Origin of the sequence: Novosphingobium aureum (assembly GCF_015865035.1) — a bacterium.
GTDB classification, from domain to species: domain Bacteria; phylum Pseudomonadota; class Alphaproteobacteria; order Sphingomonadales; family Sphingomonadaceae; genus Novosphingobium; species Novosphingobium aureum.
The window spans coordinates 119526-131702 of record NZ_JADZGI010000003.1; the positions used below are offsets into that span (position 1 = coordinate 119526).

Below are 12177 nucleotides of genomic sequence, written 5' to 3' on the forward strand. Positions count from 1 at the left end.
CATGATGTATCTATAAAGATACAAATACAAGCGCAGCGACCGCGCCTCGCCGTTCAGCCCGGCGCTGTGTGCCCGAATGCCGGGCGCGGCAGGCTCGCGATGGCGGCGCTGCTCGCTGCCATCAGTGCAAGCGTGAGCACGAGGAAGGCATCGTAACTGCCGGTCGCGTCGTAGACCGCGGCTGCGGCCAGAGGGCCGAGCGCGGTGCCGACCGAAAGCGCGACGAGCAGGCCGCCATAGAGCGCGCCGAAGGCCTTGAGCCCGAAGTGGCGCGTGGCGAGATAGACGATCACGTCGACTTCGGCGCCGAGCGTCAGCCCGACCAGCACGGCGACCGCCGCCGCACCCTTGGCGCCCGCAAGCAGCAGGACGAGGCTCGATACCACCGGCAGCAGGAAGATTGCCGCGCCGACCCGCGAGGCGGGAAAGCGGTCGAGCAGGAAGCCGGTGGCGAGCCGCCCGGCGATGGAGAACAGGCCGATGATCGAGGCCATTCCTGCCGCTTGCGCGGTGCCAAGGCCGGCATCGGTAAGGATCGGCACGAAGTGGACGACGAGCGCGAGGATGGTGAAGGTGAACAGCAGGCTCGCCAGCATCAGCCGCAGGTAGATCGACGAGGCGAGGCCCTCGCGAAAGCTCATGCCTTCGATGGCGGGCGCGCTGGTGTCCGGCTCAGGTGTCCCGTCACGCTCGGTGCGCCGGGTGTCGTTCGCGCCGCGGAACAGGACGAGGATCACCGGCCATGCCACCAGTCCCCAGATCAGCGCCTGCCACGCCATCGCGCTTTGCCAGCCATGCGCGGCGATGAGCTTCGCGCCGAGCCAGGGGAACAGCGCGGCCGCTACCGATGCCCCGCACAAGGTGAGCGCAAAGGCGAGGCCACGGGCATGGGCGAAACGGCTCGCGACCGCGGCGGTCCAGATGGTTGCCTGCACGGGGAGCGTCGCCATGGCCATGACCACCCACAGCGCATACCATTGCCAGGCGCTGCCATCGGCGGTGCCGAGCAGCGCGAAGGCGGCGCAGGTCAGCGGCACGCCGATGACGCCGAGCACGCGCGGGCCGACCTTGTCGACCAACATGCCGATCGGCACCCCGAAGAGCGCCTGGATCAGCGTGGCGATGGTCAGCCCGAAGGTCGTCGTGACGCGGGTCCAGCCGAACCCTTGCGCAATCGGCTCGATGTAGACGCCAAGGCCATAGATGTGGATGACGCTGGTTGCATAGCCCAGCGCGCCCGCAAGCGGCACGCCCCAATGGGCTTTCCACTCGGCACGGGCCGTCGACTGCACGCGCGCGCCGGCGGGTCTAGCGGACGGCATGGGCGGCCTTCTCGCGGCCCTCCTTGGCCATCTCGAAGCTCGAGCCCAGGTGCGTGAGGTAGCCGTTGAGGCCAAGGTTGCGGTACGTAGCCGGGTCGCTGATCTCGTCGATGCGCGCGGCGACCTGTTCCATCGTCCACTCGGGCTGGAATACGCCCTGGGTCTCGAGCATGTCGATGCGCGCCATGCGCCCGCCGATCGCGACCAGTGCCTCGCCCGAGAGCGGGCAGTCCTCGTGCGCCAGCCAGCCTACCATCGGCGCCACCAGTTCGGGACCGAGCGGCGGGTACTGCGAGGTATCGAGCCCGTCGGCCATGCGGGTCATCGCGCCGGGGAGGATGAGATTGGAGCGCACGTTGTGTGCCTCGCCCTCGAGCGCGATCACGTTCGAGAGCCCGATCATCGCCGATTTCGAGACGGCGTAGTTCACGCAGGCCTTGTTGCCGTAGAAGCCGCCGATCGAGGATGTCAGCACCACCCGTCCGAAGCCCTGCGCCTTCATCTGCGGGAAGGCCGCGCGCACGAGATAGAAGGCCCCCATCAGGTGCACGTCGAGCACGGAGTGGAAGTCGGCGATGCTGATTTCGTCGAGCGTGCCGTAGCGCACGTTGCCGGCATTGTGGATCAGCACGTCGACGCGCCCGAAGCTCTCGAGTGCGGTCGCGACGATGGCCGCCGCACCCTCGGGACTGGCGACCGAATCGACACTGGCGACGGCCTCGCCGCCCGCATCGCGGATCTCGCGCACGACTTGCGCAGCGGGCCCTTCGTCCGCACCTTCGCCGAGGATCGCGCTGCCGTTGTCGTTGACCACGACCTTCGCACCGCGGCTCGCGAGCAGCAGTGCATAGGCCCGCCCCAGCCCGCGCCCGGCGCCGCTGATCACGGCCACGCGGCCATCGAAGCGCAATTCGTCCATCGTCCTCTCCTCGGCTTTTCGCCGGTTAGCTAGGCGTGTGCGGCGAGCCCATGCAACGCGCGCGCGCCGCTTTCGCCGGGGCGATGGAAGGCGGCGATCCTTGTCGCGCCGTGCCTGCCGGGCGCAAGCTCACAGGCATGGCGAAGGATAGCGACATGACCACCCAACCCGATCTCGAAAAGCCCGTGCTGGTTCCGGCCGAGGCTTACGTCTCTCCCGAATACGCGCGCGCCGAGCAGGAACGGTTGTGGCGCAAGGTCTGGCTTCAGGCCGGGCGGATCGAGGACATCCCCGAGACCGGCGACTACATCACTTACGACATCGGGCCCGACACCGTGCTGATCACCCGCACCGGGCCCGACAGCGTGACCGCGCGCCACAACGTGTGCCCGCACCGCGGTCGCCGCCTCGTCGATACTCCGCCCGGTGCGCGCAATGCCCATGGCCATGCGCGCGGCTTCACCTGCGGCTACCATGGCTGGAGCTTCGCGCTTGACGGCACCAACACGCACGTCCCGCATGAAGAGGACTGGCAGGGATCGCTGTGCGCCGGGCGTGCCGATCTAACGCCGGTGCGCGTGGGCCTGTGGGGCGGATGGATCTGGATCTCGCTCGATCCCGATGGCGAGAGCCTGGAAGACTACCTCGGCGTGATCCCCGAGATGCTCGATCCCTATCGCCTGCAGGACATGCGCGCGCGCTGGCGCAAGTGGATCGTGTTCGAATGCAACTGGAAGGTGGCGATGGAGGCGTTCTGTGAGACCTACCACGTCGCCACCACGCATCCCGAGTTCAACGCCTTCGGCCAGTTCCGGGGCTGGGCACGCAACAAGGGACTGCACTCGCACATCGGCTACGAGGCGGCCAAGGACCGCGAGGAGGACGCGGGCAAGCTGCGCGTGGGCACTGGGGATGCGCGTATCTCTACCGCGCAGATGCAGCGCTTCACCTGGGAAAACGCCAATACCAACACGACCATGACCATGGTCCGCGCCGCCGAGCGGCTCGCCGAGGAACTGCCCGAGGGGACCGAGCCCGCGCAGGTCTCGGCGCACTGGATCAAGGCCTCGCGCGAGGCGGACGCGGCTCGCGGGGTAAACTGGCCGGTGGTCGCGCCCGCGCATACCGCGCAGGCCGGGACTGCGTGGCAGGTCTTTCCCAATTTCCAGATCGGGCAGGCGGTCAACAACATGCTGTGCTACGCCGCGCGGCCCTATGGCACCGACCCCGACAAGTGCATCTTCGAGGCCGCCGTCTACGAACTCTACCCCGAGGGCGAGGCGCCCGAGACCGAGTGGACCTACACCCAGCCGCACGAATGGCCCCCGGTGCTCCAGCAGGACTTCGGCAACATGGCCGCGGTCCAGCAGGGCATGAAGAGCGCAGGCTTTCGCGGCGCCCAGCCCAACCCCTACATGGAACGCGCCGTCGCCAGCCTCCACGCCAACCTCGCGCGCTACATGCAGGCGGGCATGCCCGAGCAGCAGGGGTGAGGGGTGGGTGTCAAGTTAGGGGGTAGGTCGATAAACGCCACAATCATTGAACTGATCAGTGACTGTCTCTCACCCCGCTCATCGTGAGCCTGTCGAAGGATGGGCGGCCAAGGACTTTGCATGTGGGGGCTTCGACAAGCTCAGCCTGAGCGGCGGAGGCTTAAAGCTTGGCAAGGTATGCTGGACGGAGAGGTTTCGAGAGAGCGTTCTCGATCCGGGTTCAGCAGGCTTGGGGGCGATGTGGGCTGGTTGCACCTTCCGCGCCCTGACGTCGCCGGGGAGGATTAAACGCAATCTCCAAAACTGGGCGGACCATCCTTTTCCAGAAGTTTCTCGACGGCTGCATCGAGTTCTTCAGCTGGCGAGGCCTTAAAGTGGTCGTAACTTTGCGCAACATCGCCTTCGCAAATGTACGTTGAATCTTGGCTAGTAAGATTTTGGCGGTTTTTGAATTTCGCGAGAACGGACGGATCTCCTCCGGTGTTGCGAATGATATATTCGTCGAACCTACGGGCGTAGCTCGCGATCCGAGCCTGAAAATCTGCGTCCTCTCCGGCGTGGCATTGGCTCCCAGTTTTCTCGACGAAATAGATGAGTGTGCCAAGGCAGAGAACGCCGCGACCTGGCGCCTCTTCTGGGGGTGATGCAGAGATCAAGGCCGCGCCAGACGCGATCAACAATACTGCTTTCCCGAAAAGCTTTTTCTCAATCATATGCGGACCATACCTGTGTCAAAGCGACATTCCTAGTAAAGTCCATTTCTTACCGTCCGCCGCTGGCGAACCTCGTAAGCAGGTGATACCGGAAGAGCAGGTTTCGGAAACATCAAATCAACCAATACGGACGCATCACCGCCACAGGGCACGCGGTGCTCCTCTGCCCCCGCGCGCCCCGTCCCGTTCAGGCGAAGGGTTCCTCGCCTTCCAGCTTGGTGCGGACCATCAGGCGGCCGCTGGTCACGTCGTACCATTCGGCGCGGTGCATGGTGCCGGTGTTGTCCCAGATCACGAGGTCGCCCTCGGACCATTCGTGGCTATAGGTGAATTCTTCGCGCGTCGCCCATTCGCGCAGTTCGTTAAGCAGCAGGCGCCCTTCCATCACGTCCATGCCCTCGACGGTATGGGCGGTGTTGCCGATCACCAGCGACTTGCGCCCCGACTTGTGCGTCCAGACCAGCGGTAGCGTATTGTCGCCGATCGCCTGCATGCCCTTGAGCATCGCGACGGGGGGTTCGGGGTTGTAGAAGAACAGTGTCGCCCAGGCGCCGTGGCGCACCTTGAGATCTTCGATCCGGTCCTTCTCCTCCTGCGGCAGTGCGTCGTAGGAGGCGTAGGTGTTGCAAAAGCCGGTATTGCCCGTGCCCTTGGGCGAGGGCTTCTTGCACGACAGGATCGAGGCGAGGATCGGCACGTCCTGCATGGTGCCGTCGATGTGCCAGTAGAGCGAGCCCTTGAGGTATTCGGCGGTGGGCCCGGCGACCGCGGGGTCGATGGAGATCTTGGTCACCGCTTCCTCGTCGCCCCGGCGCTCGGGCGCGTAGGTGCCCAGCGTCTTGGTGAAGGCGATCTGTTCCTCGTCGGTGAAGCCGATCTGCGGGAAGACCAGCACGCCGCGCTGTTCGAGCAGGTCGCGCAGATCCTCGCCGAGCGTTCCGGCAAGCAGGTCTTCCTTGGAATTGAGCACGCGGCTGCCGATCAGGTCCTTGATGGCCTCGTGCTTGAGCGTCGTCTGGGTTTCGACGGCCATGGCATAATCTCCCTATTGTCGCGCTGAATATAGACCCGCCGGGCCCGCCGATGAAGTACGCCCCGGCGATATCGGGACCGGATCGGGGCCCGGAACGGATCGAGGCTCCCGTGTCAGGCAGAGCCCATGTAGCGCCCGCCGTTGACGCTGATCGTCTGTCCGGTGACGTAGCTCGCGCCCTCGCTGGCGAGGAACACGCAGGCCGAGGCGATCTCGTCGGGCTGGCCCACGCGCTTCATCGGCAGGGTTTTCGAGAAGGTGTCGATGTCGACCGGCGCCGCGCGCAGGGCAGGGGTGTCGACGAAGCCGGGCGGGACCATGTTGAAGGTCACCCCGCTGGCCGCGTATTCGAGCGCGAGCGCCTTGGTCATGCCCAGCACGCCGCCCTTCGACGAGACGTAGTGAACTTGCGCGAAGGAGCCGCTCTGCACCGAGGAGGAGGTGATGTTGACCACCCGGCCCCAGCCCGCCTCGAGCATCGCGGGGAGCATCTCGCGGATGCACAGGTGCGGACCCTTGAGGTTGATCCGCATGATCTGGTCCCACTGTTCGTCGGTGATCTCGAGATAGGGGACGAAGGGCGCGATCCCGGCATTGTTGACGAGTATCTGGATCGGACCGAAGGCTCCGCGCGTGGTGGCGGCGGCCTCGGCGATGGCGGCGGCATCCGAACAGTCGGCGGTCACCGCGACGGCCTTGCCGCCTGCCCGGGTGATCGTCTCCACGGTCGCGGCGACGCCCTCGCCGTTGAGGTCCCAGGCGCCGACCATCGCGCCCTCGCGGGCGAAACGCTCCGCGATGGCGCGACCGATTCCCGACCCCGCCCCGGTGACGACCGCGACCTTGCCTTCGAGCTGCATTCCCATCCTCCAGTTGCCGTTTTGCCTCCCAATAGCGCGAAGCGGCGCGCAGCGGTGGGGCAGGGGCGCGGGTATCACCCTCGCGATGAGTGGCCTGCGTGCGGGGCCTGCCGGTTGCCTTTGATCATCGGGCGGACTTGATTGCGCGGCAAAGGGAAAGGTTGGGCAAACTGCCGGGCGAAGCGCCGGGCCAGGCGCCTGAGTACGGGCCGGGGAAAGGGCATGACATGACGCGCCGCGAGATCGAGGGCTGGAGCATCCGCTGGGACGAGGCGCGCGCCGCTGCCGCCCGCAGCGAGGGCTGGTGGGGCGACGAGACCCTTGCCGACCTGCTCCCGCGCATCGCTGCGAAGGACCCCGCGCGCACGCTCCTCGTCGACGGCGCGCACCGGGTCGGCGCGGCACAGCTTCATGCCCGCGCCGAGAAGCTGGCAGGCTGGTTTGCCGCGCGCTTCGCGCCCGGCTCGGTGATCTCGTTCATGCTGCCCAACTGGCACGAGGCTGCGACGATCTATTGTGCCGCGACCTATGCCGGGCTCGTCGCCAATCCGATCCTGCCCTCGCTGCGCGAGCGCGATACCCGCTTCATCCTCGAGGATTGCCGCAGCCGCGCGGTCTTCGTGCCCGAGACATTCCGCCGCTTCGACTATGCGCGCATGCTCGGCCAGATCGCGGGCGAGATGGAGGACGCGCCCGAGATCGTGGTCGTGCGTGGTACCGGCGCGCTCGCGGGGACCCTGTCCTATGCCGATATCCTCGCACAGGCGCAGCCGGGTGCGATCCACCGTCCCGAGGCCGATGCGGTCCGCATGGTGATGTATACCTCGGGCACCACCGGCACGCCCAAGGGCGTCCTGCATACGCACAATTCGCTTGGCGCGCTGCTGCGCCAGATCGGCCGGTACTGGCTGGTCGAGCCGGGCGACAGCTTTCTCGTGCCTTCGCCGATCAGCCATATCGGCGGTTCGATCTACGCCTTCGAGGCCCCGCTCATGCTGGGCAGTCGCGCGGTGCTGATGGACCAGTGGGATGCTGGAGAAGCGCTGGCGCTGATGCAGCGCGAGGCGATCACGCACATGGCGGGCGCGACCCCGTTCCTCGAACAGCTGCTCGCCTCGGCAAAGGCTGCAGGCGCACACCTGCCTGCGCTCAAGGTCTTCATCTGCGGCGGGGCCTCGGTGCCTCCGGCGCTGATCGAGGAGGCCACCGCCTGGTTCGCCCATGCCCGCGTCAGCCGGGTCTACGGCTCGACCGAGGTGCCGGTGACGAGCGTTGGTGCACTGGCGCAGCGGGGCATGGCGCAGGCCGCGCATAGCGACGGGCGCGCGGGGATCGCCGAAGTCGTCATCGCGAGCGACGGCGAGATCAGGGCGCGCGGGCCGCAGATGCTCGCGGGCTACATCCGGCAGGAACACGAGGCCGGCGCCTTCGACGAGGCGGGTTTCTACCGCAGCGGCGACCAGGGCACGCTCGATGCCGAGGGCTTCCTCACCGTGACCGGGCGGATCAAGGACCTGATCATCCGCAACGGCGAGAACATCGCGCCCAAGGAAATCGAGGACCTTCTCCTTGCCCATCCCGCGATCGCCGACGTCGCGATCGTCGGCGTGCCCGATGCGCGGACCGGCGAGCGGGCCTGTGCGGTGATCGTCCCGGTCGCCGGAGCCAGTCCCGACGTCGCCATGCTCGGCGAACATCTCGCCGCATTGGGGGTGACCCGCTTCAAGTATCCCGAGGCGGTGGTGCTGCGCCAAGCCTTGCCGCGCAACGAGGCGGGCAAGGTGCTCAAGCACGTCCTGCGGGCCGAGCTGGCGGGCTAGAGGCAAGGCCCTGGAGGCAGGCCCTGCGCCAGGCTTCCTTGCGTCTACATCGCCCCTGCGGTGGCTGCGGCCCATGCCTTCGGGATCGCCGGGGCAGGGGCTAGACCACGGTCAAAGACTAATTCGAGAGGACCTTCCGCCATGGCCGAGGCCGATCCCGCCGCGCGCATCGACATCCCGCACCTCGTCACCGATCCCGAGCGTATCCCCACGCCGCGTTACTACGACGAGGACTTCTACCGCGCGGAGACCGAGCGCCTGTGGCCGCACGTCTGGCAGATGGCGACCCGTCTCGAACTGATCGAGAACGTCGGCGACTGGATCGAGTACAGCAACCTGGGCAAGTCGGTCATCGTCGTGCGCACCAAGGACGGGGTCAGGGCCTACCACAATGCCTGCCGCCACCGCGGTGTGCCGATCGCCGAGCCCGGCGGCCACGGCAACTGCAAGAGCGCGGGCTTCATCTGCCCCTTCCATGGCTGGCGCTGGAACCTCGAGGGCGAGAACACTTTCGTCTACGGCAAGCACTTCTTCTCCGAGGAACAGCTCGATGCTGCCGATCTCGCACTGCGCCCGTGCCGGGTGGAGACCGCGATCGGCTGCGCCTTCATCAACTTCGACGACGATGCGCCTTCCCTTCGCGAAAGCATCGGCCCGATGCTCGCCGCGCTCGAGGCGCGCGGCTTCGACGATCTGCGCGCCGAATGGTGGTATGCGACCAAGCTGCCCGCCAACTGGAAGATCGCGATGGAGGCCTTCATGGAAGGCTACCACGTGATGCGCACGCACCCGCAGCTCCAGCAGAAGCTGCCGCAGCTCTACAACGTGATGTACGGCATGGATACCGGGGGCATCGGCCTGCCGATCAATCCCAACCTCTCGGTGCGCGAGAACGTGCAGGCCCAGTTCGAGCACATGAAGCTGCTCAACGAGGGCATGGCGGGCATGGTCCACGCCAAGGAAGTGGAGATCGCCAGCCACCTGCTCGACGTCGAGCTGCCCGAGGACCCGGCGCAGGCCATTCCGATGTGGTACGGCATCGTCCAGCATCAGGTGGTCGAACAGCTGCGCGCGCGCGGGGAGGACCTGCCCGACCTCAACACCGTCGCGCAGACCCACCCGGTGCAGGCGGTCGAATTCATCTTCCCGCACTACTTCGTGCTGCCCACGATGAGCAGCGCGTCGGCCTACCGCATCCGTCCGCTCGGCCCCGAGGAATGCCTGTTCGAGCTCTGGTCGCTGACGCACTTTGCGCCGGGCGATGGACATGAGAGCGTGACCGAGCCGACCGTGCTGCCGCACGACAGCGAGGAATTTCCGCCGATCCCGCGGCAGGACTATGCGAACATTCCCATCCAGCAGCAGGGCCTGCACGCGCAGGGCTTCGACTTCATGCGTCTGGGCCAAGGCGTTGAGGGGCTGATCAGCAACTACAACCGCGTGATCGACGGGCACTTGCGCGGCGTGGAGGCCGACAAGGTCGCCGCCGCAACGCGCAAGTTGCAGCACAACTTCGACGGCAAGATCGAAGCCTTCGACTTCTGACCTGGATGACGAGCGACAGGGGCGAACGCTGAGATGACCCGCACTTCCATCATTACCGGCGCTGGCAGCGGCATCGGCCTTGCCACCGCGAAGATGCTCCATGCCGCGGGCGATGCCGTGGTCGGGGTCGGGCGCAGCGAGGACAAGCTTGCCGCCCTGCGCGATGCCATCGGCACCGACGAGCGCATCGCGACACTGGCCGTAGACATCACTGCGCAGGATGGGCCGGCACGCATCGTCGCGTTCGCGCTCGAACGCTTCGGGCGCATCGACAGTCTCGTCAACAACGCGGGGTTGGGCAGCCCGACCCCGCTGCTCGACACCGACGATGCCACGCTCGACCGTTTCCTCGACGTCATGCTGCGCGCGCCGTTCCGGCTGTGCCGCGAGGCGCTGGCACACATGGGGCCGGGCGGCAGCGTGGTCAATGTCACCAGCACTTACGCGATGATCGGCGGCAGGCGCGGCGGGCCCTATTCGGCGGCCAAGGGCGGCCTCAGGTCGCTGACCGAGCACATGGCGGTCGAGTACGGCCCGCTCGGCATCCGCTCCAACTGCGTCGCGCCGGGCGTGACCATGACCGACATGGTCCGCCACCGCTTCGAGGACGAGACCTTCCGCCGCGTCAACGTCGAGACCACGCCTTACCCCCGCCTTGCCGAGGCCGAGGACGTGGCAGGGGCCATTGCCTTCCTGTGCTCGCCGGCCGGGGAGATGATCAACGGCCAGTCGATCGTCGTCGACGGGGGCTGGACCCGAACCAAGTACCTCTCGCCCCGCGCGCTCACCAGCACCTGGGTCGACCAGCAGGCCTGAGCGGCGCCACAAATCAGGAAAAGAGACCGGACATGCGCAGGATAGATCATTTCATGGCAGGCGGCGCGACCGCGCCCGAGACCGGACGCACGCACCAGGTCTGGAACCCCTCGACCGGCGAGATCCAGGCCGAAGTGCCGCTCGGCGATGCCGCGCTGCTCGACCGCGCGGTCGAGATCGCGGCCAGGGTCCAGCCCGAATGGGCCAAGACCAACCCGCAGCGCCGCGCAAGGGTCATGTTCCGCTTCAAGCAGCTGCTCGAAGAGAACATGCAGTCGCTCGCCGAACTGCTCGCCAGCGAGCACGGCAAGGTCGTCGACGATGCCAAGGGCGACATCCAGCGCGGGCTCGAGGTGATCGAGTTCGCGTGCGGCATCCCGCAGGCGCAGAAGGGTGAATATACCGTCGGCGCGGGCACCGGCATCGACGTCTACTCGATGCGCCAGCCGCTCGGCATCGGTGCGGGGATCACCCCGTTCAACTTTCCCGCGATGATCCCGATGTGGATGTTCGGCATGGCAATCGCCTGCGGCAATGCCTTCATCCTCAAGCCCTCCGAGCGCGATCCCTCGGTCCCGGTGCGCCTTGCCGAGCTTTTCGTCGAGGCGGGCGCGCCCGAAGGGCTGCTGCAGGTGGTGCACGGCGACAAGGTCATGGTCGATGCGATCCTCGACCATCCGGGCATTGCCGCGGTCAGCTTCGTGGGCTCCTCCGACATCGCGCAATACGTCTATTCGCGTGGTGTTGCGGCGGGCAAGCGCGTGCAGGCGATGGGCGGGGCCAAGAACCACGGCATCGTCATGCCCGACGCCGATCTCGACCAGGTGGTCAACGACCTGTGCGGCGCGGCCTTCGGCTCGGCGGGCGAGCGCTGCATGGCGCTGCCGGTGGTGGTGCCGGTCGGCGAGGACACCGCCGATCGCCTTCGCGCAAAGCTGATCCCCGCGATCGAGGCGCTGCGCGTGGGTGTTTCGAACGATCCCGAAGCCCATTACGGTCCGGTCGTCACGCCCGAGCACAAGGCGCGCATCGAGCAGTGGATCGCGACCGCGGTCGATGAGGGCTCCGAGCTGGTGATCGACGGTCGCGGCTTCAGCCTGCAGGGCCACGAGAAGGGCTTCTTCCTTGGCCCCACGCTGCTCGACCGGGTGACCACCGATATGGCGAGCTACCGCGAGGAAATCTTCGGGCCGGTCCTGCAGATGGTGCGCGCGAAGGATTTCGAGGAAGCCGTCGCCCTGCCATCGAAGCACCAGTACGGCAACGGGGTCGCGATCTTCACCCGCAACGGCCATGCCGCGCGCGAATTCGCGGCCCGGGTCGAGGTCGGCATGGTCGGCGTCAACGTGCCGATCCCGGTGCCGGTGAGCTACCACAGCTTCGGCGGGTGGAAGCGCTCGGCTTTCGGCGACACCAACCAGTACGGCATGGAAGGCATGCGCTTCTGGACCAAGGTCAAGACGGTGACCCAGCGCTGGCCCGATGGCGGGGGCGACGGTTCGAACGCGTTCCTGATCCCGACGCTCTAGTCTTCGTATAATGAGGTGAGACCCTGCGGCATTGCCCGCAGGGGCAAGCCGCCGGGGTCTCGGGTCCATTACTCAGCGCCCCGGCGATAATCGCGCGTCTGCTTTGCCAAGCCGGTGCGCGCCGCCA

The 12177-nt window shown here is 66.9% G+C and carries 10 protein-coding genes; 5 read left to right on the plus strand and 5 right to left on the minus strand.

Translation table 11 applies throughout. The features are described from left to right. Positions 1–53: 53 nt before the first annotated feature. Both I5E68_RS16110 and I5E68_RS16115 read right to left on the minus strand, forming a co-directional pair. Positions 54–1322: an MFS transporter gene (locus I5E68_RS16110; protein ID WP_197165900.1), complete on the minus strand. Its 1269-nt coding sequence runs from the start codon at positions 1320–1322 to the stop codon at positions 54–56. After that, on the minus strand, positions 1309–2241 hold the full coding sequence (locus I5E68_RS16115) for an SDR family NAD(P)-dependent oxidoreductase (RefSeq protein WP_197165902.1): 933 nt from the start codon (positions 2239–2241) through the stop codon (positions 1309–1311). The genes I5E68_RS16110 and I5E68_RS16115 overlap by 14 nt, the downstream gene beginning before the upstream one ends. Before the next feature lie 155 nt (positions 2242–2396). On the opposite strand from I5E68_RS16115, the gene I5E68_RS16120 reads away from it, so the two are divergent. Beyond that, the gene (locus I5E68_RS16120; protein ID WP_228727276.1) at positions 2397–3734 is read left to right on the plus strand and encodes an aromatic ring-hydroxylating oxygenase subunit alpha; all 1338 of its coding nucleotides are present in this window, start codon (positions 2397–2399) and stop codon (positions 3732–3734) included. Between the two features lie 284 nt (positions 3735–4018). Here I5E68_RS16120 and I5E68_RS16125 read toward each other — a convergent pair whose 3' ends face one another. The 3 genes from I5E68_RS16125 to I5E68_RS16135 all read right to left on the minus strand — a co-directional run bounded on the left by I5E68_RS16125 (position 4019) and on the right by I5E68_RS16135 (position 6340). Further along, the gene (locus I5E68_RS16125; RefSeq protein WP_197165905.1) at positions 4019–4447 is read right to left on the minus strand and encodes a hypothetical protein; all 429 of its coding nucleotides are present in this window, start codon (positions 4445–4447) and stop codon (positions 4019–4021) included. A 187-nt stretch (positions 4448–4634) separates the two neighbouring features. Then, positions 4635–5480: a TauD/TfdA dioxygenase family protein gene (locus I5E68_RS16130; protein WP_197165906.1), complete on the minus strand. Its 846-nt coding sequence runs from the start codon at positions 5478–5480 to the stop codon at positions 4635–4637. 113 nt (positions 5481–5593) lie between these two features. Then, positions 5594–6340, minus strand: a complete 747-nt coding sequence (locus tag I5E68_RS16135) for an SDR family NAD(P)-dependent oxidoreductase (RefSeq protein WP_228727277.1) — start codon at positions 6338–6340, stop codon at positions 5594–5596. A 227-nt stretch (positions 6341–6567) separates the two neighbouring features. Between I5E68_RS16135 and I5E68_RS16140 the strand changes: the two genes are divergently transcribed. From I5E68_RS16140 to I5E68_RS16155, 4 genes are all read left to right on the plus strand, one after another. Further along, positions 6568–8160, plus strand: a complete 1593-nt coding sequence (locus I5E68_RS16140) for an AMP-binding protein (protein WP_197165908.1) — start codon at positions 6568–6570, stop codon at positions 8158–8160. Positions 8161–8301: 141 nt separating this feature from the next. Beyond that, positions 8302–9705: an aromatic ring-hydroxylating oxygenase subunit alpha gene (locus I5E68_RS16145; RefSeq protein ID WP_197165909.1), complete on the plus strand. Its 1404-nt coding sequence runs from the start codon at positions 8302–8304 to the stop codon at positions 9703–9705. Between the two features lie 33 nt (positions 9706–9738). Beyond that, complete coding sequence (locus tag I5E68_RS16150) at positions 9739–10521, plus strand: SDR family NAD(P)-dependent oxidoreductase (protein ID WP_197165910.1); 783 nt, start codon at positions 9739–9741, stop codon at positions 10519–10521. Between the two features lie 32 nt (positions 10522–10553). Next, complete coding sequence (locus tag I5E68_RS16155; RefSeq protein ID WP_197165911.1) at positions 10554–12050, plus strand: CoA-acylating methylmalonate-semialdehyde dehydrogenase; 1497 nt, start codon at positions 10554–10556, stop codon at positions 12048–12050. Positions 12051–12177 lie beyond the last annotated feature (127 nt).

Excerpts from the sequence above, each read along its gene's own strand:
- I5E68_RS16115 (WP_197165902.1), bottom strand. The coding sequence starts at position 2,241 with ATGGACGAATTGCGCTTCGATGGCCGCGTGGCCGTGATCAGCGGCGCC.
- I5E68_RS16145 (WP_197165909.1), top strand. The coding sequence starts at position 8,302 with ATGGCCGAGGCCGATCCCGCCGCGCGCATCGACATCCCGCACCTCGTC.
- I5E68_RS16125 (WP_197165905.1), bottom strand. The coding sequence starts at position 4,447 with ATGATTGAGAAAAAGCTTTTCGGGAAAGCAGTATTGTTGATCGCGTCT.
- I5E68_RS16155 (WP_197165911.1), top strand. The coding sequence starts at position 10,554 with ATGCGCAGGATAGATCATTTCATGGCAGGCGGCGCGACCGCGCCCGAG.
- I5E68_RS16130 (WP_197165906.1), bottom strand. The coding sequence starts at position 5,480 with ATGGCCGTCGAAACCCAGACGACGCTCAAGCACGAGGCCATCAAGGAC.
- I5E68_RS16110 (WP_197165900.1), bottom strand. The coding sequence starts at position 1,322 with ATGCCGTCCGCTAGACCCGCCGGCGCGCGCGTGCAGTCGACGGCCCGT.
- I5E68_RS16120 (WP_228727276.1), top strand. The coding sequence starts at position 2,397 with ATGACCACCCAACCCGATCTCGAAAAGCCCGTGCTGGTTCCGGCCGAG.
- I5E68_RS16135 (WP_228727277.1), bottom strand. The coding sequence starts at position 6,340 with ATGCAGCTCGAAGGCAAGGTCGCGGTCGTCACCGGGGCGGGGTCGGGA.
- I5E68_RS16150 (WP_197165910.1), top strand. The coding sequence starts at position 9,739 with ATGACCCGCACTTCCATCATTACCGGCGCTGGCAGCGGCATCGGCCTT.
- I5E68_RS16140 (WP_197165908.1), top strand. The coding sequence starts at position 6,568 with ATGACGCGCCGCGAGATCGAGGGCTGGAGCATCCGCTGGGACGAGGCG.